The sequence below is a fragment of the Nostocoides japonicum T1-X7 genome, from assembly GCF_001046855.1.
GTDB lineage: Bacteria > Actinomycetota > Actinomycetes > Actinomycetales > Dermatophilaceae > Nostocoides > Nostocoides japonicum.
In genome coordinates this window covers 3,092,813-3,116,967 of the sequence record NZ_HF570958.1, presented here as the reverse complement: position 1 = coordinate 3,116,967, position 24,155 = coordinate 3,092,813, and the positions used below count along the sequence as shown (strand labels likewise).

At 71.9% G+C, this 24,155-nt stretch carries 22 protein-coding genes, 1 tRNA gene and 1 pseudogene; 14 read left to right on the top strand and 10 right to left on the bottom strand.

What is annotated here, in order from left to right:
• The 4 genes from BN12_RS14040 to BN12_RS14025 form a co-directional block, all read right to left on the bottom strand.
• On the bottom strand, positions 1-239 hold a 239-nt coding region (locus tag BN12_RS14040; protein WP_048553377.1), incomplete at its 3' end, for a Rho termination factor N-terminal domain-containing protein.
• Between the two features lie 457 nt (positions 240-696).
• Entirely contained in the window at positions 697-1,740 is a 1,044-nt protein-coding gene (locus tag BN12_RS14035) for a homoserine kinase (protein ID WP_048553375.1), read from the bottom strand.
• A gap of 8 nt (positions 1,741-1,748) precedes the next feature.
• Complete coding sequence (gene thrC / locus BN12_RS14030) at positions 1,749-2,834, bottom strand: threonine synthase (protein WP_048553372.1); 1,086 nt, start codon at positions 2,832-2,834, stop codon at positions 1,749-1,751.
• A 1-nt stretch (position 2,835) separates the two neighbouring features.
• Positions 2,836-4,149, bottom strand: a complete 1,314-nt coding sequence (locus BN12_RS14025) for a homoserine dehydrogenase (RefSeq protein ID WP_048553369.1) — start codon at positions 4,147-4,149, stop codon at positions 2,836-2,838.
• A gap of 198 nt (positions 4,150-4,347) precedes the next feature.
• Between BN12_RS14025 and BN12_RS14020 the strand changes: the two genes are divergently transcribed.
• Positions 4,348-5,094: a dienelactone hydrolase family protein gene (locus BN12_RS14020; protein WP_048553366.1), complete on the top strand. Its 747-nt coding sequence runs from the start codon at positions 4,348-4,350 to the stop codon at positions 5,092-5,094.
• 9 nt (positions 5,095-5,103) lie between these two features.
• Here BN12_RS14020 and lysA read toward each other — a convergent pair whose 3' ends face one another.
• Together lysA and argS are read right to left on the bottom strand one after the other, a co-directional pair.
• Entirely contained in the window at positions 5,104-6,537 is a 1,434-nt protein-coding gene (gene lysA, locus BN12_RS14015) for a diaminopimelate decarboxylase (RefSeq protein WP_048553365.1), read from the bottom strand.
• 5 nt (positions 6,538-6,542) lie between these two features.
• Positions 6,543-8,189: an arginine--tRNA ligase gene (argS, locus tag BN12_RS14010; RefSeq protein ID WP_048553363.1), complete on the bottom strand. Its 1,647-nt coding sequence runs from the start codon at positions 8,187-8,189 to the stop codon at positions 6,543-6,545.
• A 101-nt stretch (positions 8,190-8,290) separates the two neighbouring features.
• Between argS and BN12_RS14005 the strand changes: the two genes are divergently transcribed.
• The 5 genes and pseudogenes from BN12_RS14005 to BN12_RS13990 all read left to right on the top strand — a co-directional run bounded on the left by BN12_RS14005 (position 8,291) and on the right by BN12_RS13990 (position 11,119).
• A tRNA-Arg gene (locus BN12_RS14005) sits at positions 8,291-8,362 on the top strand.
• A gap of 360 nt (positions 8,363-8,722) precedes the next feature.
• Positions 8,723-9,214 (top strand): annotated as a pseudogene (locus BN12_RS14000) (phosphatase PAP2 family protein); the annotation flags it as partial.
• Complete coding sequence (locus tag BN12_RS26500; protein ID WP_327152700.1) at positions 9,148-9,522, top strand: phosphatase PAP2 family protein; 375 nt, start codon at positions 9,148-9,150, stop codon at positions 9,520-9,522. The pseudogene BN12_RS14000 and the gene BN12_RS26500, both read left to right, overlap by 67 nt.
• A gap of 38 nt (positions 9,523-9,560) precedes the next feature.
• A complete protein-coding gene (locus BN12_RS13995; RefSeq protein WP_048553361.1) occupies positions 9,561-9,962 on the top strand; it encodes a VOC family protein in 402 nt (133 codons plus the stop codon).
• Positions 9,963-10,084: 122 nt separating this feature from the next.
• Positions 10,085-11,119, top strand: a complete 1,035-nt coding sequence (locus BN12_RS13990; protein WP_048553359.1) for an ABC transporter substrate-binding protein — start codon at positions 10,085-10,087, stop codon at positions 11,117-11,119.
• On the opposite strand, the gene BN12_RS13985 is transcribed toward BN12_RS13990, so the two are convergent.
• Positions 11,110-11,982 (bottom strand): class I SAM-dependent methyltransferase, encoded by an 873-nt coding sequence (locus BN12_RS13985; RefSeq protein ID WP_048553358.1) that lies wholly within the window; start codon positions 11,980-11,982, stop codon positions 11,110-11,112. The genes BN12_RS13990 and BN12_RS13985 overlap by 10 nt on opposite strands.
• A 63-nt stretch (positions 11,983-12,045) precedes the next feature.
• Here BN12_RS13985 and BN12_RS13980 point away from each other — a divergent pair, with 63 nt between their 5' ends.
• Together BN12_RS13980 and BN12_RS13975 are read left to right on the top strand one after the other, a co-directional pair.
• Positions 12,046-12,648 carry a TetR/AcrR family transcriptional regulator gene (locus tag BN12_RS13980; RefSeq protein ID WP_048553355.1) on the top strand — a complete coding sequence of 201 codons (603 nt, stop codon included), beginning with the start codon at positions 12,046-12,048 and terminating at the stop codon, positions 12,646-12,648.
• A gap of 46 nt (positions 12,649-12,694) precedes the next feature.
• The gene (locus BN12_RS13975) at positions 12,695-15,175 is read left to right on the top strand and encodes a beta-glucosidase family protein (RefSeq protein ID WP_048553353.1); all 2,481 of its coding nucleotides are present in this window, start codon (positions 12,695-12,697) and stop codon (positions 15,173-15,175) included.
• A 108-nt stretch (positions 15,176-15,283) separates the two neighbouring features.
• Here the strand turns inward: BN12_RS13975 and BN12_RS13970 are convergent, their stop codons facing one another.
• A complete protein-coding gene (locus tag BN12_RS13970) occupies positions 15,284-15,619 on the bottom strand; it encodes a histone-like nucleoid-structuring protein Lsr2 (protein ID WP_048553351.1) in 336 nt (111 codons plus the stop codon).
• Positions 15,620-16,000: 381 nt separating this feature from the next.
• On the bottom strand, positions 16,001-17,086 hold the full coding sequence (locus BN12_RS13965; RefSeq protein WP_048553349.1) for an iron-siderophore ABC transporter substrate-binding protein: 1,086 nt from the start codon (positions 17,084-17,086) through the stop codon (positions 16,001-16,003).
• Between the two features lie 242 nt (positions 17,087-17,328).
• Between BN12_RS13965 and BN12_RS13960 the strand changes: the two genes are divergently transcribed.
• From BN12_RS13960 to BN12_RS13950, 3 genes are all read left to right on the top strand, one after another.
• On the top strand, positions 17,329-17,709 hold the full coding sequence (locus BN12_RS13960) for a cupin domain-containing protein (protein WP_048553347.1): 381 nt from the start codon (positions 17,329-17,331) through the stop codon (positions 17,707-17,709).
• Positions 17,710-17,812: 103 nt separating this feature from the next.
• Positions 17,813-18,259, top strand: coding sequence for a DUF1801 domain-containing protein (locus BN12_RS13955; RefSeq protein ID WP_048553345.1), 447 nt, complete (start codon positions 17,813-17,815; stop codon positions 18,257-18,259).
• Positions 18,260-18,422: 163 nt separating this feature from the next.
• Positions 18,423-19,844 (top strand): hypothetical protein, encoded by a 1,422-nt coding sequence (locus BN12_RS13950; protein WP_157635490.1) that lies wholly within the window; start codon positions 18,423-18,425, stop codon positions 19,842-19,844.
• Positions 19,845-19,948: 104 nt separating this feature from the next.
• On the opposite strand, the gene BN12_RS13945 is transcribed toward BN12_RS13950, so the two are convergent.
• Positions 19,949-21,280 carry a CitMHS family transporter gene (locus BN12_RS13945; RefSeq protein WP_048553341.1) on the bottom strand — a complete coding sequence of 444 codons (1,332 nt, stop codon included), beginning with the start codon at positions 21,278-21,280 and terminating at the stop codon, positions 19,949-19,951.
• Positions 21,281-21,452: 172 nt separating this feature from the next.
• On the opposite strand from BN12_RS13945, the gene BN12_RS13940 reads away from it, so the two are divergent.
• The 3 genes from BN12_RS13940 to BN12_RS25230 all read left to right on the top strand — a co-directional run.
• Entirely contained in the window at positions 21,453-23,111 is a 1,659-nt protein-coding gene (locus BN12_RS13940) for a sensor histidine kinase (RefSeq protein ID WP_048553339.1), read from the top strand.
• 12 nt (positions 23,112-23,123) lie between these two features.
• A complete protein-coding gene (locus BN12_RS13935; protein ID WP_048553337.1) occupies positions 23,124-23,789 on the top strand; it encodes a response regulator in 666 nt (221 codons plus the stop codon).
• Between the two features lie 79 nt (positions 23,790-23,868).
• Positions 23,869-24,155, top strand: a 287-nt coding sequence (locus tag BN12_RS25230) for a hypothetical protein (protein WP_200901218.1), incomplete at its 3' end; no start/stop codon positions are given.

The window sequence follows — 24,155 nt, the reverse complement described above, 5'->3', positions numbered from 1 at the left end:
GGGCCGGCGGACTTGGTGGCGCGGCGTGGCGCGGCCGTGCGGGCGGTCTGCGGGGCCGGGGCGCCGCCCTGCCGGGCCTTGATGGCCTCGACGAGGTCGCTCTTGCGCATCTTCCCGGTGCCCGAGATGCCCAAGCTCGAGGCGAGGCCCTGCAGCTCGGCGAGCTTGAGCGCCGAGAGCGAGCCGGAGCGGCGCGGCGCGGGAGCGCTGGCAGCCTCGAGTGTGGTGGTGTCAGTCACGAAGGATCCTTCCCCCTCGTTGTGGCCCGCGCGGAGAGGCGGGTCCGGTGGGTCGGACGGTCACGGACGTGATCGTCGATCGCGCGAGGTCGGACAGCTGCGGGCCAGATCGGCGTGGACGGTGACCACGACGCGCTGGTGCGCTGGTCTCGCGTGAAAGGGTGAGACCGCGGACGGTCTTCGGGAACCGGTCCCGGTATGCCGCGGTGTCTCGATCAATGTAGCACCGACTCGGTGCACGTGCGTCAACACCGACATGCGGGTCTCTTGTTCCGGACGGTTCGGCCGGGCGTGGATCGGTGGTGCACAGGCCCCGATCGGGTACCAGACCGCCACCGCACCGGCCGACCGGGCGTGGATCGGTGGTGCACAAGCCCCGATCGGGTGCCAGACCGCCACCTGGGCAATCCCGAAGGACGGCACCGGCCCCAGCCGGCTGCGGGCACGATGGTGGTGCTCAGCCCCCGACCGGGCGGGATGCCTCGACGAGGTGGGCTCCGCGGAGGGGGATGCCGGGCCGGAGCACACGCCAGCCCCGGGGCGCGAGGTCGGCGGCGGCGGACGCGGACTCACGGGTGCCGAGGACGAGGACCGACGGCCCGGCACCGGAGATGACGGCGGCGTGACCGGCGGCGCGCAACCTGTCGACGAGCGCCATGGACGCCGCATACGAGGGGCGCCGGGCGTCCTGGTGCAGCCACTCCCGCGTCGCGGGCAGCAGGAGCGAGGGGTCGCTCGTCGCCGCGTGGACGAGGAGGGCGGCTCGCGCCGAGTTCGCCGCGGCGTCGCCGAGGCGCACCTGGACGGGAAGGACGGAGCGGGCGCGGGCCGTCGACAGCTGCTCGACCGGGACGAAGACGACGACCTCCACCCGGGGGTCCGGACGCAGCCGGACGGTGCGCGTGGATCCCGCGACTCCCGGCTCGTCCGACCAGGACAGGGTCAGCCCGCCGTAGACGCTCGCCGAGGCGTTGTCGGGGTGACCCTCGAGCCGGGAGGCCAGGTCGCCCGCCCAGTCGAGATCCAGGTCGGCGCCGGAGGTCGGCGCATCGCCAGCCGTTCCTGCACGACCCGAGGTCGGCGCATCACCAGCTGTGCCCGCACGGCCCGAAGGACCGGAGGTCTGCGTGTGAAGGGCCTGCGCCGCAACGACTCCCGTCACGATGGCCGTGGCGGAAGACCCCATTCCCCGACCGTGGGGGACCTCGTTGACGCAGTCGAGGCGCAGCCCGACCGGCGGCTCGACACCCAGCTCACGCCACGCCGTGACCATCGTCCGGTGGACGAGATGGGAGGCGTCGAGCGGTACGCTCCCCTCCCCCTCGCCGGACACCGTGATCGCGACACCGGGCGCCTCGACGACCGTGACGCGGCACTCGTCCCACACCCCGAGAGCCAGGCCGACGGAGTCGAAGCCCGGCCCGAGGTTCGCGCTGCTCGCCGGGACACGCACGGTGACGGTCGCGCCGACCGGGACCGGCGACGGCATACCGCTCGGCATTGCGCTCCTCAGCCGTCGAGGCCGAGGGCGCGAGCGACCGACACGACGTCGACGGGCACGCGGACGGGCTGCACCTCCGAGCCGTCCGCCTCGCGCAGGGCCCACTGCGGGTCCTTCAGCCCGTGGCCGGTCACCGTGCACACGACCGTCGCGCCGCCGGGTACGAGGCCGGCCTCGTGCGCCTTGAGGAGACCGGCGACGGAGGCCGCCGAGCCGGGCTCGACGAAGACGCCCTCGGTGCTCGAGAGCAGGCGGTGGGCGGCGAGGATCTGCTCGTCGGTCACCGAGTCGATGAGCCCGCCCGACTCGTCGCGGGCCGCCTCGGCCTGCCGCCAGCTCGCGGGGTTGCCGATGCGGATCGCCGTGGCGATCGTCTCCGGGTGGTCGACGGGGTGGCCGAGGACGATGGGCGCGGCGCCGGCGGCCTGGAAGCCCCACATCCGCGGTCGGTGGCTCGCCGGACCCGGCTCGGACGACCCGTGGAAGTACTCGGAGTAGCCCTTCCAGTAGGCCGTGATGTTGCCGGCGTTCCCGACGGGGAGGACGTGGATGTCGGGTGCGTCGCCGAGGGCGTCGACGACCTCGAAGGCGGCCGTCTTCTGACCCTCGATGCGGGCCGGGTTGACGGAGTTGACGAGCTCGACGGGGTAGACCTCGTCGAGCTTGCGGGCGATGGTGAGGCAGTCGTCGAAGTTGCCGTCGACCTGCAGGAGCGTCGCGCCGTGGGCGATGGCCTGACTCAGCTTGCCCATCGCGATCTTGCCGTCGGGGACGAGGACCACGCATCGCATCCCGGCCTTCGTCGCATACGCCGCGGCACTCGCGCTCGTGTTGCCCGTCGAGGCGCACACGACGACCTTGGCGCCCCGACCGGCGGCATACGAGACCGCCGTCGTCATCCCCCGGTCCTTGAACGAACCCGTCGGGTTGAGGCCCTCGTACTTGAGCCACACCTGGGCCCCCACGCGGTGCGACAGGCGCTCCGCCGGGATGAGCGGGGTGCCGCCCTCGAGGAGGGTGACGACGGGCGAGTCCCTCAGCATCGGCAGGCGTGCGGCGTACTCGCGGATCACTCCGCGCCACTGGTGAGCCATGTCACTCCCCTTCGACCCGCATGACGGAGGTCACCGCGTCGACGATCGGCAGCTCGGCCAACGCCTCGACGGTCGCCGCGAGAGCGCGGTCGGGAGCCTGGTGCGTCACGACGATGAGGTTGGCCCGGCTCCCCGTCGTCACCTGCTGCCGCACGGTCTCGATGGACACGTCGTGGGCAGCGAAGACCGTTGCCACCTGGGCGAGTACACCTGGGAGGTCGGCCACGTCGATGCTGATGTGGTAGCGCGTGAGGCTCTGGCCCATGTCCCGGACGGGCAGGTCCGCGTATGCCGACTCCCCCGGTCCGCGCCCGCCGCCGACCTTGTGACGGGCGACCGCGACGACGTCCCCGAGGACGGCCGACGCCGTCGGGTCGCCTCCCGCCCCCTTGCCGTAGAACATGAGCCGGCCGGCCGCGGAGGCCTCGACGAAGACGGCGTTGTAGGCGTCGCGGACGCTGGCGAGCGGGTGCGACCGCGGGATCATCGCGGGGTGGACGCGGACGCTGATCCCCTCCTCGACCCCCTCACCGGAGCGCTCGCAGATCGCGAGGAGCTTGACGACGCATCCCATGTCCTTGGCCGCCTGGATGTCGGCGGCCGTCACCTCGGTGATGCCCTCGCGGTGGACCTGCGCGCCGGAGACGCGGGTGTGGAAGGCGAGGCTCGCGAGGATGGCCGCCTTCGCCGCCGCGTCGAACCCCTCGACGTCGGCCGTCGGGTCCGCCTCGGCGTATCCGAGCGCCTGCGCCTCCTCGACGACCTCCTGCAGACCGGCTCCCGAGGTGTCCATCTGGTCGAGGACGAAGTTCGTCGTGCCGTTGACGATGCCGAGGACGCGGCGGACGTCGTCGCCGGCGAGGCTCTCGCGGATCGGCCGGAGGATGGGGATGGCCCCCGCGACGGCGGCCTCGTAGTAGAGGTCGACCCCGGCCGTGTCCGCGGCGGCGTAGAGGGTCGGGCCGTCCTCGGCGAGCAGCGCCTTGTTGGCGGTGACGACCGAGGCGCCGTGCTTCATCGCGGAGAGGATGAGGTCGCGGGCCGGGTCGATGCCGCCGATGACCTCGATGACGACGTCCGCCTTCGTGACGAGGTCGGCGGCGTCGGTCGTGAAGAGCGCCGGGTCGACGGGGAGGTCGGAGCGGTCCTTGTCGAGGCGGCGGACGGCGACCCCGACGAGCTCGAGCGGGGCGCCGACGCGAGCAGAGAGGTCGTCGGCGTGCGTCGTCAGCATCGTCGCGACCGACGACCCGACCACACCGCACCCGAGGAGGGCGACCCGGATCGGGTCGCCCGTGACCTGCTTGCCGCTCATCTCACCTGTCCCTGTTCGTCGTGCCCGTCTCGTGACAGGGCGGCGCCCATCCTCGCCGATACCGCCCCGGCGACGGCCCATTGTCCCGCATGCGGACCACCGCACCGCGCCCGGGGACGGACCCTGCGTGGGCGAGCCGCCGACGGCCCCCGCCGCCCCCGTGTGCGCCACCTCAGGAAGCAGGCCTAGCGTGCGCCCATGGAGACGACGACGATCGACTGCCCTGACGGCACCGCCGAGGCGTGGCTCGCCCTGCCGGCGTACGCCGTGGGTCCGGTGCCCGGCGTGCTGTTCCTCATGGACGCCTACGGGTTGCGCCCGCAGATCGCGACGATGATGGAGCGGATCGCCTCATGGGGGTATGCCGTCCTCGCGCCGAACCTCCTCTACCGGTCCGGGAGCGTCGCCGAGGTCGCCCCGACGGTGGACCTGCGGGAGCCGGGACGCCGGGACGAGGTCTTCGCCCAGGTCCGTCCGCGACTCGCCGCCCTCACGCCCGAGCGGGCGGCGGGGGACCACGCCGCCTACGTGGCCGCTCTGCGCGACCTCCCCCAGGTCGCCGCCTCCGGGATCGGGCTCACCGGCTACTGCATGGGAGCCCGGCACGCGCTGGGGCTGGCGTGCGCCCACCCCGGCGACGTCGCGGCGGTCGGCGGCTGGCACGGGGGCGGGCTCGCGACGACCGAGCCCGACAGCCCGCACCGGGGTCTCGGATCGGCCAGGGCCGCCTTCGCCTTCGGGCATGCCGAGGGCGACCGGTCGATGCCGCCGGAGGCCGTCGAGCGCCTCGGCGCGGCCCTGTCCGAGGCGGCGCTCACCTTCTCCAACGAGGTGTTCCCCGGGCCGCACGGCTACACGATGGCCGACACGTCGGCATACTCGCCCGAGGCGGACGCCCTCCACTGGGAGCGGCTCGAGGCGCTCTTCGCCGCCCACCTGCGCTGACCCGCGGGGTCAGCCGAGGTCGAGGGCGAGGAGGTCGTCGACGGTCTCGCGGCGCACGAGGACCCGGGCCGACCCGTCGCGGACGGCGATGACGGGCGGGCGCGGTGTGTGGTTGTACTGGCTCGACAGGGCCCGGCAGTACGCCCCGGTGCCCGGCACGGCGATGAGGTCGCCGGGACGCAGGTCGGCCGGAAGGTACTCGTCGAGGACGACGATGTCGCCGCTCTCGCAGTGCTTTCCGACGACGCGCGAGAGGCGTGGCGCGGCGTCGGACCGGCGGGAGGCGAGCGTGCAGGAGTAGTCGGCCTCGTAGAGCGCGGTCCGCACGTTGTCGCTCATCCCACCGTCGACGGAGACGTAGGTCCGCGCGTGGCCGTCGCCGAGGTCGACCTCCTTGATCGTCCCGACCTCGTAGAGGGTGACGGTGCTCGGCCCGACGATGGCCCGGCCCGGCTCGACGGAGACCCGCGGCCAGGAGGACGGGTCGTCGCCGATCGCCGTGAACTCGCGCTCGACGAGGTCGGCGAGCTGGGCTCCCAGCTCGCCGGGCGCCATCGGCGTGTGCTGGCTCGTGTACGCGATGCCGAAGCCCCCGCCGAGGTCGATCTCCTCCATCGCGATGCCGTGCTCGGCGCAGACGGCCGCGTGGAGCTGGACGAGGCGGCGGGCGGCGAGCTCGAACCCGCCGGTGTCGAAGATCTGGGACCCGATGTGTGAGTGAAGACCGCCCAGCCGCAAGGCATCCGAATGCCGAAGGACGGCTCGGGCCGCCTGCGCGGCCTGGCCGTTCTGGAGGCTGAACCCGAACTTCTGGTCCTCGTGGCCGGTCGCGATGAACTCGTGGGTGTGGGCCTCGACACCGACGGTGACGCGGATCATGACGGGGGCGACGGCGCCGTGCCGGCGCGCGACGTCGGCGAGCCGCTCGATCTCCTCGAAGGAGTCGACGACGATCCGGCCCACGCCGTAGGACACCGCCTGCTCGAGCTCCGCGACGCTCTTGTTGTTGCCGTGCAACCCGATCCGCTCGGCGGGGAAGCCGGCCCGCTGCGCGACGGCGAGCTCACCGCCGCTGCACACGTCGAGGCAGAGTCCCTCCTCCGCCACCCACCGGGCCACCGCGGTGCAGAGGAACGCCTTGCCCGCGTAGTAGATGTCGGCCCGCCCACTGACCGGCTCGAAGGGCGCGGCGAACCCGTCGCGGAAGGCGCGGGCCCGCATACGGAAGTCCTCCTCGTCGAGAACGTATGCGGGAGTGCCGAACTCGCGCGCGAGCGTCACGACGTCGACGCCCCCGACGGTGAGCCGGCCGTCGGCGTCGCGGCCGATCGTCGACGGCCACAGCTGCGGGAGCAGCTCCATGACGTCGCCCGGGTAGGGCAGCCAGATCGGGGGGCCGCCGTAGCCCTCGGCGTGGAGGGCGCCGGCCTCGTGAGCGCGCACCTACGTCACATCCGCTCGGGGGCGGACACCCCGAGGAGTCCGAGACCGTTGGCCAGCACCTGGCGCGTCGCGTCGTTGAGCCACAACCGGGTCCGGTGCAGGTCGGTGATCTCCTCGTCGGCGTTCTGCGGCCGGACGCGGCACGTGTCGTACCACTTGTGGAAGCGCGCCGCGAGGTCCTCGAGGTAGCGGGCCACCCGGTGCGGCTCGCGCAGCGCTCCGGCCTGGGCGACGACGCGCGGATAGTCGGCGAGGGTCGCGAGGAGCGTCGCCTCCGTCTCGTCGGTGAGCAGCTCGGGCGCGAAGCCGTCGCCGCGGTCGACGCCGTCCTCCGCCGCGAGCCGGGCGACGTTGCAGGTCCGGGCGTGCGCGTACTGGACGTAGAAGACGGGGTTGTCGTTGGTCCGCCGGCGCATCTCCTCGCCGTCGAGCGACAGCGGCGAGTCCGCCGGGTAGCGGGCGAGGGTGTAGCGGACCGGGTCGGAGCCGAGCCAGTCGTGGAGCTCGCGCATGAAGATCGCGTTGCCGCGCCGCTTGCCCATCCGCTCACCGGCGATGTTGATGAGCTGCCCGATGAGGACCTCGATGCTGACGTCGGGGTCGTCTCCCGCGCAGGCGGCGATCGCCTTGAGCCGCTCGACGTACCCGTGATGGTCCGCACCGAGCATGTAGACCTTCTCGGGGAAGCCCCGGTCCTTCTTCGAGAGGTAGTAGGCCGCGTCCGCGGCGAAGTAGGTGACGGACCCGTCGGACCGGACGAGGACGCGGTCGCGGTCGTCGCCGAACTCCGTCGTCCGCGCCCAGACGGCACCGTCGGCGTCGTAGACATGGCCCTGCTCCCGGAGCCGCTCGACGGCCCGCGCGACGGACCCCGACTCGTGGAGGGTCCGCTCGGAGAACCACACGTCGAAGTGGACGTCGAAGAGCGCCAGCGTCTCCCGGATGTCGGCCATCTGCAGGTCGTAGCCCAGGTCGCGGCAGACCGTCAGGGCCTCCTCCTCGGCGAGGTCCAGCAGGTCGGGGCGCGCCGCGCGCACCTGCTCGGCGAGCCGCGCGACGTAGTCTCCCGGGTACCCGCCCTCGGGCACCTCCGTCCCCCGGGCCCGGGCGAGGATCGACGCGGCGAACTTCTCCATCTGGGTGCCGGCGTCGTTGATGTAGTACTCGGCGGTGACCGCCGCCCCCGACGCGGCGAGGATCCGGCGCAGCGCGTCGCCGAGGGCGGCCCACCGCATGTGGCCGATGTGGAGGGGTCCGGTCGGGTTGCCGGAGACGAACTCCAGGTTGATCGTGTGCCCCCGCTCGGCGTCGTTCGTGCCGTATGCGGAGCCCTCCTCGACGACGGTCCGGGCGAGCTCCCCCGCGCTCGCCGCGTCGAGGGTGATGTTGAGGAACCCGGGGCCGGCGACGTCGACGGCCTTGACGCCCGGGACGGCCGCGAGCGCGTCGGCGACGAGCGCCGCGAGGTCGCGCGGCGGCATACCGGCGCTCCTGGCGAGCTGGAGGGCGATGTTCGTGGCCCAGTCACCGTGCTCGCGCTGCCGCGGCCGCTCGACCCTGACCTCGTCGGGGACGGCGACGGACAGCCGGCCGTCGCCGACGGCCTGCAGGAGGGCGCCACGGATCGCGCCAGACAGCTCTTCGGGGGTCACCCGGCGATTCTACGGTTGGGGCCGGGCGTCCGGTTCGGGGATTCCGGCCCGTGGCTGCTAACCTCACGGAGCACGCCGGATCACCGATCCGACGTCGTGCCGCCCCCGTAGCTCAGGGGATAGAGCACCGCCCTCCGGAGGCGGGAGCGCAGGTTCGAATCCTGCCGGGGGCACGAAAAATCGGGCTTTGACCTCGGCGCGAAGCGCCTTGGTCAAAGCCCGATTCTCGTGCCCCCCGGCATGATGACGGGAGGAGGAGCGCACGACGCGAGGAACGAGCGTCGGACGCGACGACGGCTCCTGCCGGGGGCATGATGACGGGAGGAGGAGCGCACGACGCGAGGATCGAGCGTCGGACGCGACGACGGCTCCTGCCGGGGGCACGACGACGGGGCTCAAAGTCTCTTGTGGGGAAGCTGGTTGGAGTCCCGACTCATGTCAGCTTCCCCACAAGGACTCGGCAGGGTCCCCGTGTCTATCCGCTCCCCGGGGCAGCCGGACAACTGCCTCTCGACCTGGCCTAGTCTTGGCCGATGGCCGGCTCCGGTCCAGGCGAGTGGCGCCGGCACCGCGCCGAGGTGTCGGCGCCTCCGGATCGTCGGTCGCTCCCGGCGGGGGCCCGGTGGCGCCGGCCGGGGGCCGAGCTGGCGGGCCTGATCATCGGTGCCGCGCTCTTCTCCTGGCTCCACGATCGGGCCGGCACGAACGTGGCTGCGGCAACGGCGAACGCGGACACGCTGCAGTCGGCCGAGCATGCCCTGCACGTGGACCTCGAGCCGGCAGCCGACCACTGGCTGGCCGGCCACCCCGTCCTGGTGTCGGCAGCCGTGCTGAGCTACCGGCTCTACTACCTGCCGCTGGCCGCGGTACTGCTGTGGTTGTTGTTCCGCCATCCCGAGACCTACCGCGTGGTTCGGCGGACCCTCATGGTGATGGCGCCCCTGGCGCTTCTCGTCTTCTGGCTGGTGCCGCTTTCTCCGCCGCGGTTCGCACTCCCCGGAATCGTCGACCTCGTCGCCCGGCACGACCTGTTCGGCAGCACGGCCTCGGTCGATCTGGCAACGGGCAGGACCACTTCTCGGCGATGCCGAGCCTGCACGTGGGGTGGTCCGCACTGTGCGCCTACGGGGCGTGGCTGGCGCTCCGCGACGGCCATCCGCGACTCGCCCCGCTGGCCTGGCTGTTTCCCGCCCTGATGGCTGCCGTGGTCATCACCACGGGCAACCATTACGTCCTCGACGTGGTGGGCAGCGCCGTCCTGCTCACCGTCTCCGTCGGCACGGCCCGAGCGTGGGAGCGAAGCCGTCCCAGCCACTACCCCGTCGCGTCCTGACCGTCGCTACCGGTCTTCACCCGGCTACGCTGGTGACCATGGCGGTTCGGGCCAGTGGGGTTCGGCAGCAGAGCATCTGGGCGAGCGTCGTCAGCGACGACGCCGGGGCACTTCGCGACTGGCTGCTCGCGCTCGGGTTCACCGAGGACCTGCTGATCCCCGGTGAGGACGACGGATCGATCCACCACTGCCAGCTCGACTGGCCCGACGGCGGGCGGGTCATGCTCTCCAGCACCGGCGAGCGTCCCACGCCGTGCCGGCCGGGCACGAGCTCGCTGCACGTCGTCACGACCGACCCGGACGCCGTGATGGAGCGTGCCCGCGCTCTGGAGGCGAGGGTCGTCCACGACGTCGTCGACCAGACCGACTATCCGTCGCGCGAGTTCACGGTGGCCGACCCCGACGGAAACCACTGGACCTTCGCGACGTTCGCGGGCTGACAGCGCCGACGCCGTAGAGCAAGGAGGCGATCGAGCCGCGCAGGCCGGTCGTCCACGTCGGATGGCACGACGTTAGGCTTACCTAACTTTGGGTCGCCTAACCTGAGCCACGGAGGTATTCCATGACATCCCTCGCCATCCCGACGCCCGTCGACATCGACACCGAGTTCGCCCGCATCGTCGACGAACTGACCCGACGAGGCCTCCTCGGCGGGGGGCTCGGAGCCGCCGCCCTCCTCGGCTTGGCCGGGTGCGGCTCGTCCGGCTCGGGGTCGCGCCAGCCGTCGTCCCCGGCGCCGACGACGCGGACGCTGCAGTCCGCATACGGGCCGGCGCACCTGCCGGCCGATCCCCAGCGGGTCGTCGCCGTCGACAACTCGCCGCTGGCCACCTGTCTCGACGTGGGGCTCACGCCGATCGGCACGCTGAGCCCGGCGGACACGAGCCTCGCTCCGAGCTACGAATGGGCGATCCCGACGCTGAAGACGATCGGGACGACACAGGTCGACCCCGAGCTCGTCATCGCGCTCGAGCCCGACCTGGTCATCGGCTCCCGCTTCTACATCGACAACGCGCTGTACGCGAAGCTGTCGAGCGTCGTTCCCACCTATGTCCCCGACCTTCCGCGTGTCGCTCCGCCGTGGCAGGACGTCGCCGACGCGTTCGCGAACGCGGTCAACCGGGCCGACCGGCTCACCAGGGTCAAGGAGGCCTACACGTCCCGGTTCACCGGTCTGGCCACCCGGTACGAGGAGGTGTTCGCCAAGCACACCTGGGAGTCGATCTACACCTACGATTCGGGCTGGGGCCGCGAGGTGCCCAAGGGCACGGGGAACGGCGCTCTGGACGATCTCGGTGTGCTCGCAGCCCTGGGCGCGAAGATCCCCAACGCCACGGGCACCGTCGACAGCAACGGCGGCAACTGGAAGACCGAGTCGCTGGAGAACCTCGACGTGCTGGCCGACGCGGATGTGATCCTCTGCCTGCGCGACATCGATCCGCACGTCTCCAGGCTCGCCTCCTGGCGGAACCTCCCCGCCGTCAAGGCCGGTCACGTCTACAGCTCCAGCTACCTCATCGCGAACAGCTACTCCATCGCGAGCGCGTTCCTCGATCTGGTCGAGACGATCTGCAGGGCGTTGGAGGGTCAGGACTGAACGGGCCTGGGCGAGGTCTCCCGAGCATCGCGAGGCGATGCCACCGACAGGCGGGCCGCGGTGACCGCCAGGGTGGTGTAGCGCATCGTGAAGGAGCCGCCGAGGTCGTCGATCGCGGCGCCGACCGCGTCGAGGATCTCGGCCAGCCGCTCGGGGTCGAGCCTCGTGAGACCACCCGTCGTCGGAAGCAGCGCCAGCCATTCCTCACGGGTGTAGGGCCGGTCCCAGTCGAACCGCCACTGCTCGGGCTCGCCGAACCGACGCGTCTCGCGGATCGTGTCGGCCACCGTCGCGTATGCCGCCTGGTAGGCCTCCACGGGTCGGCGCGAGGACCCGCCGGCGAACGGCGACTCAGGCACCACGCGCCGGAACGCGACGGCGAACGGCTCGGCCACCTCGGGAGGTGGCTCGTAGACGTGGCCGAAGATCGCCAGCCGCCCGTCCGGACGCAGCACCTGGGCCGCCTTCGCGGCCCCGACGTCCGGATCGACCCAGTGCCACGACTGCGCGGCGATCACCAGGTCGAAGGTCCGACCCGCGGGGTCCCAGTCCTCGAAGGTCGCGACCTCGACCGGCAGGCCGTGGTCGCGGGCGAACGCCGCCATGCGGGCGTCCGGCTCGACGCCGAGCACGGTGCATCGGGCGGCCTGGAACCGGCGGCCCGCGATGCCGGTGCCGCACCCGACGTCGAGCACGTCGCGTCCGGGGCTTGCGGCGACGACCCGCGCGACGAGGGCATCGGGATAGCCGGGTCGAGCCCGGTCGTACCCCGGCGCATCCGTGCCGAACGACTCGGCCATCCGCCGCGCCGCGTGGAGCTGCAGCGACGGCCGTTCGGGGTGACCGTGCGCTAGCGTGGGCATACGCCCACCATAATGGGCGCTTGCCCACGAGGCAACGCCCATCGGGATCGAGGGGAGCGGAGAGTGCCGACCGGGGTCCATCTGCGCGATGCGCGCCGCCAGCTGTTCGACGCCGCGGAGCGCGTGCTCCTCCAAGAGGGTCCGAGCGGCCTGACGAGCCGGGCGGTCACCGACGAGGCGGGCTGCGCGAAGGGCGTCCTCCACCGCCACTTCACCGACTTCGACGCCTTCCTCGCCGAGCTCGTCCTCGATCGCGCCGCCCAGCTCGAGGCGCAGGCGGAGGCGCTGCGCGAGTCCGCTGGCACAGGCACGGTGGTCGGGAACCTCGCGACCGCGCTGACCGCGCTCTTCGGGCCGGTCCCGTCGGCGATCATTCCGCTCATCACCTTCCGGGACGAGCTGCGTGCTCGACTCCGGCGCGCCAGACCCGGAGGCGGCATCGCGATCCTCGCCGACGCCACGGCCGCCGTCTCGGCATACCTCGCGGACGAGCGCGATCGCGGACGCATCGCGGCCGACGCCGACATCGACTCGCTCAGCCTGTCCCTCGTCGGCGGCGGGCACCTGCTCGTCTCGGACCACGAGTCGGGGCCGCCGAGCACGACGACGATGAGCAGGATGGTGACCACCGTGCTCGCGGACGTCCTCCACCGGCGCCCGCGTTGACGGCCGGATCGGTCCAGGTCGTCCAGACACCGACGGAGGGAGTGCGATGTCCGAGGTCCACAGCCGCGATGGTGAGCGGACCGAGCAGGAGCTTCGCGCCCGGCTCGCGCGGCTCGACCTCGCGACGAAGGTGCGTCTCCTCTCGGGCCGCGACCACTGGAGCACCTACCCGGCCGAGGAGATCGGGCTGCGCTCGATCGTCCTCTCGGACGGCACGGTCGGCATCCGAGGGGTGCGCTGGTCGGAGGAGGACACGTCGATCAACACGCCGTCCACTCCGGCCGTCGCCGCGACCTTCGACGTCGAGGTCGCCGCTGCGATGGGCCGGGTCATCGGCCGGGAGGCCCGCCGGAAGGGTGTCGACGTCATCCTCGGTCCCGTCGTCAACCTCCAGCGCAGCCCGTTCGGCGGCCGCCATTTCGAGGCGTTCAGCGAGGATCCGTGGCTCACGGCGCAGCTCGGCGCCGCGATGGTGGTGGGTATGCAGGCGGAGGGCCCGGCCACGACGGTGAAGCACTTCGTCGCGAACGAGGCGGAGACCGACCGGTTGACCTCGAACTCGGTCGTCGCGGAGCGGGTCCTGCGCGAGCTCTATCTCGCGCCGTTCGAGGAGATCGTCCGAGCGGGCGGCCTCGGCGTGATGTCGGCATACAACCGGGTCAACGGGGTGCTCGCCACCGACTCGGACCTCGTGACGGACGTGCTCAAGGGGGAATGGTCCTTCGACGGCCTCGTCGTCTCCGACTGGGGCGCCGTCCGCAGCGTGGAGGACACCGCCCGTGGGGGCACCGATCTCGCGATGCCCGGGCCGCACACGACGTGGGCCGCAGGTCTGCTCGACGCCGTTCGGGCCGGTCGCGTGGCGGAGGACACGATCGACGACAAGGTCCTGCGGCTGCTGAGACTGGCCGCGCGCGTTGGCGCGCTCGACCGGATCGCTCCCCTCGTCGAGGTCCGATCGCTTCCCCGACCTCCCGTCGCGGAGTCGGACGAGGTGCGTGAGCTGCTGCGCCGGACGGCCGCGCGGGGCACCGTGCTCCTGCGGAACGAGGGACGGACCCTCCCGTTGGATCCGTCCACCCTCGGCTCGGTCGCGCTCATCGGCGTCGGGGCGACGACGCCGCGGAGCAACGGCGGCGGAAGCGCATCGGTCATCGCCCCCGCGACCGTGTCGCCCCTCGAGGCGCTGACCGCCGCCCTGCCGGGTGCCCGGCTGCGCCATGCGGAGGGCGCGCGCCCCGTCTCCCTCGTGAGGACGCTGACCGCGGCGAACGGCACCGCGCCGGGCGGGGGTGGCGTCGCGCTCGTCGAGTTCCTCGACGCGGCAGGGCGCGTCCTCGGCAGCGAGCTGCGGGACCGACTCGACACGCTCATCTACGGAATGGGGTATCCGGACGGCGTTCCCGAGGACGAGGTCGCGGCGATCCGCGCCAGCACCCGGCTCACGGTGCCGCGGGGCGGTGACTACCTGTTCGCGGGAGCCGGCGCCGGGTACGCCACGATCATCGTCGACGGCGAGACCCGCTTCGACGCCGAGCTCGTGCCGATCAACGCCGACGCCGTCATCGGGATGTCCCTCCCACCACAAGCCGTCGTCGAGCTCGCGATGACCGCCGGGCGGCCCGTCGACGTCGTCTTCACCTACACGCCGGCGAGACGCACCGTCGCGGCGCTCCGGCTCGGCTTCGACGAGGTCGCTCCGGACGACGACGCGCTCATCGACGACGCCGTCGAGGCCGCCCGCGGCGCGGACGTCGCCCTCGTGTTCGTCGGAACGAGCTCCGAGGACGAGGCGGAGGGCTTCGATCGGACGACGCTCAGGCTGCCGGGGCGACAGGACGACCTCGTGAGCGCGGTGGCCGCGGTCAACACCCGCACCGTCGTCGTCGTGAGCGTCGGCGCACCCGTCCTCATGCCGTGGCGGGACGACGTCGCCGCCATCGTGCTCACCTGGTTCGGAGGCCAGGAGATGGGTCCGGCCCTCGCCGACGTCCTGACCGGCGTCGCCGAGCCGGGCGGCCGGCTGCCGGTGACCTTCCCGGCCGGCGAGGAGGGCCTGCCGTCCCCCTTCCCGGTGGAGGGCGATGTCGTCTACAGCGAGGGCCTCGACATCGGCTACCGGGCCCACGAGAGGTCGGGGCGCGAACCGGCCTACGCCTTCGGGCACGGCCTCGGCTACACCGACTGGTCGGTCGGCGGCGTCGCGGCCCGCGAGACGGCGGCGGGGGTCGAGATCACGGCCCAGCTCGCCAACACCGGATCGCGGCGGGGTCGCCAGGTGGTCCAGGTCTACGCGTCCCGACGGCAGAGCGCCGTCGAGAGGCCGGCGATGTGGTATGCGGGCGCCGCCGTGCGCGAGCTCCCGGCCGGCGGCGTCGAGACCGTGACCATCGAGATCCCGCGCCGGCTGTTCGAGCACTGGGACGTCGCGACGGGCTCATGGGCCCTCGAGCCGGGCCTCTTCCACCTCCGGGTGGGCACCTCGAGCCGCGAGCTCCCGCAGACGGCCGGGATCACGCTCACCTGACATGCGGACGGGCGCCTGCCGATCCCGGTTGCTGCGCACGAACCACACCATGCGGAGCCGACACTCGACGGCGCGCCGGTGCGAGGCACGACCGGCCGGCCGCCGCCGCTACGCGTGAGCCTTGTCGTAGGCCGTCAGCACCTCCGTCGAGATCCGACCTCGATCGCTCACCTGGTGCCCGTGCTTGCGCGCCCAGTCGCGGACCGCCGAGAGATCGCGCCGACCTCCCGAGTCCCGGTTCCCGCTCGACGACCTGGCGGACCGTCGCCCTCCCGACCTCTTCGCGGACTTGATCCACGAGTCCAGGCCCTGACGCAGCTTCGCCGCGTTGTGCCGGTTGAGGTCGATCTCGTAGGACACCCCGTCGAGTGCGAACGAGATCGTCTCATCCGCGGCCGTGCCATCCGTGTCGTCGACCAGGGTCACTTCCACGCGCTTCGCCACAATCGCATTCCTTCCATCATCGGCCGGGCGGGCAGAACATCTGAGGAACGGTCCCCACCGTAACCCATCAATACCGCGCCAACGGCGCACCATGGCTCGCGGTCTTCCGATTCTCAGCGATTCCGCAGGAATGCCGCCGTGGATGCGCCCAAATGCCGGTATGCCTTTTCCGCCGCCCCTCGCCCGGGCGGGCCCGGAAACCTCCCGGGAATCACCGACGGACCGCTGCGTGAATCGTCCGGGTGCCGCGCCTCGGCGGTGACCGGCGATTCAGCCGGGCTCGACGGATGGCCTCGCAGCGGGACGGCCGGGACGCCCTGACCCGCATCGCTCGTGCGATGGGAGGTTGGGTGTGGAGCCTGGGTCAGGCGGCGGGCCGGCTCATGAGGTGGCGAGACCGGAGAGGCCGGCGAGGCCCTCGACCGCGTGCGTGATGCCGTAGGGGATGCTGAGCACCGAGTTGTAGGCGAGCGCGGCCCCGACGGGTGGCGACTGGCTGAACGGGAGGAACAGCGTTCGACCTCGCGAGACGGGAAGCTTCCGGAAGACCGGGTCCGCCATGACCTGGGCCTTGGTCCGGTCCCCGGTGTCGACGAGCAGGATGAGGCAGTCGACGTCGAGCAGGTCCAACCGCTCGACGCTGAGGTTCTTGACGTCTCCGCCCGGGTTGAAGGCCCGGACCTCGGGGGCGACGGTGAACCCGAGACCCTCGGCGAACTGCAGCTTGGGGTCGCCGGCGCCGAAGACCGCCCACTGGTGGGCCTCGAACGGCTCGGCGATCGCAACGGTCCTGCCCGCCCACTGGGGGTGGGCAGCCCGAGCGTCGGCGAACTGCGCCTGCACGCGCTTGACGAGGTCGTCGGCCTGCTTCTCACGCCCCAGGGCCTGACCGGCCATCCGGGTGATCACGTCCCAGGGAGCGGCGAAGTCCGCATAGCCGCTCGGTTGGGCCACCGTCGGCGCGATGGCGGACAGCGTCGTGTAGTCCCGGGCGGTCATTCCTGAATAGAGGCCGATGATCAGGTCCGGCTCGAGAGCCGCGATCTTCTCGAAGTGGTAGGTGTCGCGGTCGCCGATGATCTGCGGGCTCGCGCCGTTCCACAGCTGCTTCTCCCAGGGCCAGCTCGCGTCCAGATCCGCCCCGAAGAACTGCACGATGCCGACCGGGCGGACCCCCAGGGCCAGGACCGGCTCCTCGTCCGTGTAGCCGAGCGTGACGACGCGGTCGGGCCGGGGTGGCACCTGCGTCGTCCCGTACTTGTGCCGCACCGCCCGCGCGGTCGGCGAGGGGCTCGATGCCGTGGAGGCCGCGCTGTCGCAACCGGCGAGACCGAGCAGGGACGCCGCTCCCAGTCCGCCGGCGAGGAGGCGCCGACGGGTCAGCTCGTCGACGATCCGGGCGAACGCGGCGTCGACGTCGGCGGGCTGGAGGCTCGGACGGAGGCGTTCCGGTGCGGTCACTGTCATGGGTGGCTCCGTAGGGTCGGACCGACGGGTAGGAAGGTTAGGCAACCCTAACAGGGGCGCGACGAGCCGGTCGCGGCCCGAGGTCGCCTCCCGGTCCTGGGGTTCCGGGTCGCCGCCCCATGCCCTAGGGTTTATACAACCAGCATCTCGTAAGAATGCTGGAGACGGCATCCGGGCCGACCGCACCGATCCGCCCGGCTGATACTCACCCGACCCACCCATCGAGCACGAGAGGATCCACCATGCAGCTCCGAACCGAGGCGGACGGCCTGGTCCGCAAGCCCGCGTCGCCGAACAGCCCCGTCGTCACCGTGCTGTTCGGTGGCGAGGAGGGCGGCCCCGACGTCGGGCTCGTGCGAGTCGTCGTCCCCGCGGGAGCCGCGATGCCCACCCACAAGCACAACGGATCGGATGTGATCCTCACCCCGGTCGAGGGCTTCGTGCGGATCGTCAAGGGCGAGGAGTCCATCGACGTCCACGTCGGCGACTCCGCGCTCGTCCTGAAGGACGAGGCGGTCTCGCTCTCGAATCCCGGGGACGAGACGGCACACCTGCTCGTCGCCGCCGGGCCGGCCGACTTCATCGCCGGTGTCCGCTCCTGGCCGGAGCCGAGCACGGTCTGACCCGGGCCCCGGTCGGCTCTCCCACGGTCCGGGGCCCCTCGACCCCGGCGTTCCGGGACCGCTCGGCATCGACATCTGCCGCCGCCGGTCGTAGCGTGCCACCGTGACCGCCGAGGAGGAGCTGGCCGGGTTCGTCGAGAAGTTCGCGCCGCCCATGCAGGAGCGAATTCGGGCCTGCCGAGCGTGGATGCGGGCCCGGTTCCCCCGAGCCGTCGAGCTCGTCTACGACAACTACAACTTCTTCGTCATCGGCTACGGTCCGACCGAGCGGACGTCCGAGGCCGTCTTCTCCCTCGCCGCCTACCGGGGCGGTGTCAACCTGGTCTTCGCCCAGCGCGCCACCGAGCTGCCCGACCCCGCCGGCCTGCTGCGCGGGACCGGCAAGGTCGTCCGCAACACCCGCATCGAGCAGGCCTCCGACCTCGACCGGCCCGAGGTGAGCGCACTCGTCACGGCGGCGGAGGAGCTCGCCGCCCGTCCCCTGTCGGACGGCGAGGGACCCCGTCTCGTCATCAAGTCGGTCTCGGCGCGGCAACGTCCGCGCCGGTGAGGCGACCCACGCCGGACCCACTCGTCCCCGGGATGGGGTGAGCGCGGCATACCGGCGTGGAACGGGCATGTCACACCCATGGAACGGCGACGTCACGCCTTGGGGTCAGGGCACCGGACGGTGCCTCGGAGTCCACGACTCCGACGACGAAAGGCAGACGACCATGACGACACGACCCGTGACCCGGGCGAGGTCCGCGATCCTCGACGAGATCGTCGGCGAGCGCGGCAAGCACGCCACGCTCGGCCGCAAGCTGCGCGCCGGCAAGGACGCGAACTGGCTGCTGGCCCTCATCCTCCACGCCTTCGCGCGGAAGGAGGCCGGAGAGGCGCCGACCGACCTCGACGCGGCTCTCATCGGCGCCTTCGAGAAGGCCGGCTTCGCCGGCGAGATGGGCGAGCAGGCTCGGCTGTATGCCGGGATGTCGGCGGCCACCCGAGGGGAGCTGTTCCCCGCCGGCTACGCGCAGCTCACGCCGGCGACGGCATACACCTTCGGCGACCTGGAGCGCGACCTCCCCGCAGTGCAGGCGGCCGTCCTCGCCATGCCGACGTCGACGGACGTCGACGTCGCCGGCATCCACGCGGGCACCGTGTCCCGAGCGTCGGCTCGGCGGCCGCGCCGCAGCGTCGTCGCCACGTCCGGCACGGAGCACCTGCGGGCCGTCGAGGCGGACCTCGCACCGGCCGACGCCACGACGGACCCGTTCAGCATCCGCGCGACGGGGTTCCACTGCACCGACGAGACCGGCATCGACTGGCTGGGCAGCGACGAGCCGTACTGGATCTTCGGCTCCATGGGCGGCGGGATCTCGGTCACGACGAAGAGCCAGGTGTTCGAGGACGTCGACAGCGGCGACGACGTCTCGTTCGGTCCCGGCGAGGGCTGGATCTGGGGGCAGAGCGGCGGCCCGGCTCCCCTGCCGGACGGCGAGATCGGAGCGCTCGTGTCGCTGTGGGAGCACGACGACGGCGATCCCACCCAGGTGCAGAATGCCACCGCGGCAGCCTTCGCGGCGGCGGCGGCCGTCCTCGCCGCGAGCGGTGTCGCCGCCTGGGTGTCCGCGGTCGTCACCGGCGTCGGCGCCGTCGTCAAGTGGCTCCTCGGCTTCCTCGACGACGACCACATCGCCGACCAGACCTTCGTCTTCAGCCGCCAGACGATCATCGACCAGATCGGCAAGCAGGGCCAGTCGTTCACCCTGACCCGCCAGTTCACCGACGGCGACGGCGACTACACCCTGACCCTCCAGGTCTCGCACCTCGCACCGCCGCCGACGACCGTGACCGTCCCCAACGTCATCGGCGCCGAGCGGGCGTTCGCCGTGTCGGAGATCCAGGCCGCGGGTCTCGTGGCCCAGGTCTCGGTGCAGGGGCCGGTCGCCGAGCTGACCGATGCGCTGCAGCCGGTCGGCCTGGGTGCCTCGGACGCGTTCCTCGCCACCGAGGGACCGGGCATCGGCAACGGTGGTGGCGGCGGCGGCGACCATCCCTTCTTCGAGGTCGTCGCCCAGTCGCCGGGAGGTGGCGCGAGTGTCGCCCCGGGGGCCACCGTGCACATCACCGTGCGACGCGGCGACCTGTGACGGGTCATCCGTGACTCGCGGCGGTCGCCGGGAGCCGTCTCCCGGCGCCCGCCGTCTCGCTGCTGTCGCGACCGGACCCCGCCCTCAGGGCCGGGTCGTGGCGGTCATAGCGGCACGCCGGAGAAGACCGCCATCGAGACCAGGAAGATGATGAAGGTTCCGATCGACCACTTCGCGGCCGTTCGCTGCCAGGTACCCATGTCGACGCCGGTGAGGTGGAGCAGGAGGTAGATGAAGCCGACGAGCGGCGACAGCAGGTGGAAGGCCTGACCCGCGGTCGCGGCGACACCGATCTCCATCGGCGTGAACCCGTAGTTCGCGCCCGTCTGGGCGAGGACCGGAAGGACGCCGAGATAGAAGGCGTCGTTGCTCAGCATGAACGTCCCCGGCGCTGAGGCGAGTGCCGTCACCAGCGCCCAGTGGCTACCCATCGACGACGGCACGACATCGGCGAGCCAGACGCCCATGGCGTTCGACATGCCCGTGCCGTTGAGGATGCCCATGAACACGCCGGCGGCCAGCACCATGATGATGACGTGCATGACGTTGGCGCCGTGCTCCTCGATGATCTGCCGCTGGTCCTTCAGGTGCGGATAGTTGATGAGCAGCGCGATGGCGAAGCCGACCTCGAAGATGATGGGTGCCGGCACCTTCGGGATGAATGCCATGCCGCCGAAGATGAGCATGATCATGACGATCACGGTGAGGATGAAGTTGGGCCACAGCATCTTGGGCCGCTTGAGCCGATCGCCCTCGAGATGATCGCCGCCGGTGACCTCGTTCACGTGGAGGTTGTTGATCTCCTCCGGGCTCAGGTGGACGATGCCGAGGCGTTTGCGTTCCGAGATGCCGCGCAGCACCGCCACCACGATCACCCAGACGATGGCGATCAACATGCCGGGCAGCAGCTTGCGCAGCAGCTCCCCCTCGTCGACCTTGAGCGCCGCGATGATCCGAGCGGTCGGCCCGCCCCACGGCAGGAGGTTCATGATGCTGTTGGCCATGATGATGAGGACCGCGAGGTCCATCATCCGCATCTTGAGCTTCTTGTAGACCGGGATCATCGCCGAGCAGGTGATCATGGTCGTGGTCGAGCCGTCGCCGTCGACGGAGATCGCGGCGGCCAGGATGGCCGTCCCCACGAGGACCCGGAGCGGGTCGCCCTTCGCGAGACGCAGAATGACGTGGACGAGAGGGTCGAAGAGTCCCGCCGTGAGCATGAGACCGAAGTACAGGATGGCGAACAGCAGCAGGACGACCGTGGTGGCCACTCCGGTTACGCCTTCGAGGCTGAACTTCCCGATCTGGCCGCCGAAGCCGGCGATGATGGCGATCACCACCGGCGTGAGCACGAGAGCGGTGAACGGCGTGACCTTCTTCGTCATGATCAGCACGAGGAAGATGACAACGATCGACAGTCCCCATGCGGCCAACATCCGAGGTCTCCTTCTCCAACTGGGCGCGACAATGCGCTGAGTTCGGATGACAATAGGGGTCGCGGCGCGAGGCGATCCACCTTCTGCGCACAAGGCCGGTTGTGCGTACAAGACGCCGTTCTGCGCATTCCGCTCATCGGTCCGCGGAGACGCGGGGTTCTACGATCACCCCGTGGCTGCACCGACGCGGAGACCTCGTCCGCTCACCTGGCGAGGCCAGGTGTCCGCGGTCTTCGTCGCGGTCGTGGCCGTCGTCATCGTCGCCGCGCTGGGCGGCTCCCTCATCGCGGCCCGGCAGATCATCGAGCAGCAGGCGGAGGACGCCGCCCTCGCCATCGCCCGCACCGCAGCGAGCGACCCGCGCTACGCCGAGTGGATCACCGGCCACCCGCCGGACCCGGACGGCCCCGTCCAGGCCAGCACGGAGCAGCTGCGGCGTCGGACGAAGGCGCTGTACGTCGTGGTGACCGATCGCCGCGGCGTCCGCTACAGCCACCCGAACCCGGATCTCGTCGGACAGGTCGTGAGCACCGACCCGTCCGTCGCACTCTCCGGACGCGATGCCGAGGCGATCGAGCGTGGCACCCTCGGCTGGTCGGCCCGGGGCAAGGTGCCGTTGCGGGACGCCGAGGGTCGGGTCGTCGGGTCGGTGTCGGTGGGGATCTCCTTGAGCGCGGTCCAGGAGCTGCAGCGAGGGCTCGCGTCGGTGATGCTCGGCGTCGGCGTGCTCGCGGTGGCGATCAGCCTGCTCGCCGTCGTGTGGCAGACGCGGAGGCTGCACCGGATCACCCACGGCCTGGAGCTGGAGGAGATGGCCGACCTGCTCCGCGAGCATGCGGCCGTCCTCGGCGGGGCGCTCGAGGGCATCCTCGCCGTCGACGCCGGCGGACGCGTGCGGCTGGCCAACAAGGTCGTGCGCCGCTATCTCGACGCCGGCGTCGTCCTCGGACAGCCGGCCGCCGCGTCGGGTCTGCCGCCGCCGCTGGTCGAGCTGCTCGGCGAGGGTGCGCGGGACTGGCCCGAGGCCGGCCGGCTCATGGTGCTCAACGGGCGCATCCTGCTGGTCCGCCGGATCACCGTGGAGCGCCACGGGCGCCACCTCGGGGTCGTGCTGGTGCTCGCCGACCGGACCGACCTCGATGATCTCGGTCGGGAGCTGGAGGCCACCCGCGGGTTGATGGACGCCCTGCGGGCCCAGGCGCACGAGTACACGAACCGGCTGCACGCCCTGGCCGGACTGCTCCATCTCGGCCATCACGACGACGCGGAGGACTACCTCGTCAAGCTCACCGGCGCCGAGTCGTGGAGCCGAGGCGTCGAGGATCCGTACCTCAACGGGATCCTCGAGGCCAAGGGCGCGTTGGCGTCGGAGCTGGGGGTCGAGCTCCGGGTCACCGACGCCACGTGGGTCGAGGGAACGCTCGTCAGGCCGCTCGACACGATCACCGTCATCGGGAACCTTCTCGACAACGCCGTCCGGGCCGCTGCCCGGGGGCACCGGCGCCCGGCGTGGGTGGAGGTGTCGCTGCTCTCCGACGAGGACGACCTCGTGGTCCACGTGATCGACAGCGGCGACGGCATACCGCCGGACCGCGAGGGCGACGTCTTCGCCTCCGGGTGGACGACCAAGGAGCTCGACCGATCCGGCCACGGGCTCGGCCTGGCCCTCGCGCGGACGACGGCCCGGCACCACGGCGGGGACGTCGTGCTCCAGGATGGACGCGGCGACAGTCACGGGGCGGTCTTCCAGGCCCTCATGCGGACCGCCCTGCGGCGCACGACCGGCTCGCGGCACAGTGGGCTGCCGATCGAGGAATCGGTATCCGAATGAGGGGATGGCTGCATGAATGAGCCGCTGCGCGTGCTCGTCGTCGACGACGACTTCCGGGTCGCCGCCCTCCACGCGGCAGCCCTCGATCGACAGCGCGGCTGCGTCGTCGTCGGCCAGGCGACCACCCTGGCGGGGGCCCAGGAGGCCCTGGCCGTCCAGCCGGTCGATCTCGTCCTCGCCGACGAGTACCTACCCGACGGGAGCGGATCGGACCTCATCGGCGCCAGCGATGCCTCGGTGCTCATGGTCACGGCGGCGGACTCGTGGGACATGGTGCGCCGCTCGCTGGCCAAGGGGGCGGTCGGCTACATCGTCAAGCCGTTCGCGATGCCGTTGCTCATGGAGCGGGTGGCCGACTACGGGCGGTTCCACGAGGCGGCGCGCTCCGACCGTCCGGTCACCCAGGCGGACATCGACGACCTCGCGGCCCTGCTGCATACCAGGCCTCGCGCCCGGGTGCCCAAGGGGCGGTCCGCCGTCACCGCGAAGGCCGTGGCCGCTCTGCTGCGGTCCCACGAGGGCTCGATGACGGCGCTGGCCGTGTCCCAGGCCCTCGGCATCTCGCGCGCGACGGCCCAGCGATACCTTGCCGACCTCGTCGATGACGGGGCCGTGACGCTGTCGCTCCGCTACGGGACCCAAGGGCGTCCCGAGCACAGCTACGAATGGTCCCGGTGAGGCGCGGAGGTATCTCCCGGCGTCCGCCGGGCTCCTTTCCTGCGTGACCGGACCCACGCCACCCGAGGCTGTCGCCACGATGGCCGTCTCCGAGGGGAGCGAACGGGTCCGGGGCGGGCCGGTCGCCACGGAGCCGGCGGACCTGCTGTCGGAGGCGCGGCGGGTGCTGCACGTCGACGGACTGCTCGCGCGCAGCCGTGAGCTGTACCTCGCCGCCCACGAGGCGGCCCGGAGCGGAGCGGACGCGGAGGCGGCAGCCGAGGCTGCTCTCGGCCTCGGCGGGCTGTGGGTCCACGAGCAGCGGACCACCGCGGAGGCGATGGCGACCGAGAGCCGGCAGCGGCGCGCGCTCGCGATGCTGCCGGA

Bases quoted from the DNA above. Each gene is read 5' to 3' on its own strand.
- BN12_RS14035 (WP_048553375.1), bottom strand. From the start codon at position 1,740: ATGCCGAGCGGTATGCCGTCGCCGGTCCCGGTCGGCGCGACCGTCACC.
- thrC (WP_048553372.1), bottom strand. From the start codon at position 2,834: ATGGCTCACCAGTGGCGCGGAGTGATCCGCGAGTACGCCGCACGCCTG.
- BN12_RS14025 (WP_048553369.1), bottom strand. From the start codon at position 4,149: ATGAGCGGCAAGCAGGTCACGGGCGACCCGATCCGGGTCGCCCTCCTC.
- BN12_RS14020 (WP_048553366.1), top strand. From the start codon at position 4,348: ATGGAGACGACGACGATCGACTGCCCTGACGGCACCGCCGAGGCGTGG.
- BN12_RS13995 (WP_048553361.1), top strand. From the start codon at position 9,561: ATGGCGGTTCGGGCCAGTGGGGTTCGGCAGCAGAGCATCTGGGCGAGC.
- BN12_RS13990 (WP_048553359.1), top strand. From the start codon at position 10,085: ATGACATCCCTCGCCATCCCGACGCCCGTCGACATCGACACCGAGTTC.
- BN12_RS13985 (WP_048553358.1), bottom strand. From the start codon at position 11,982: ATGCCCACGCTAGCGCACGGTCACCCCGAACGGCCGTCGCTGCAGCTC.
- BN12_RS13975 (WP_048553353.1), top strand. From the start codon at position 12,695: ATGTCCGAGGTCCACAGCCGCGATGGTGAGCGGACCGAGCAGGAGCTT.
- BN12_RS13965 (WP_048553349.1), bottom strand. From the start codon at position 17,086: ATGACAGTGACCGCACCGGAACGCCTCCGTCCGAGCCTCCAGCCCGCC.
- BN12_RS13960 (WP_048553347.1), top strand. From the start codon at position 17,329: ATGCAGCTCCGAACCGAGGCGGACGGCCTGGTCCGCAAGCCCGCGTCG.
- BN12_RS13950 (WP_157635490.1), top strand. From the start codon at position 18,423: ATGACGACACGACCCGTGACCCGGGCGAGGTCCGCGATCCTCGACGAG.
- BN12_RS13945 (WP_048553341.1), bottom strand. From the start codon at position 21,280: ATGTTGGCCGCATGGGGACTGTCGATCGTTGTCATCTTCCTCGTGCTG.
- BN12_RS13935 (WP_048553337.1), top strand. From the start codon at position 23,124: ATGAATGAGCCGCTGCGCGTGCTCGTCGTCGACGACGACTTCCGGGTC.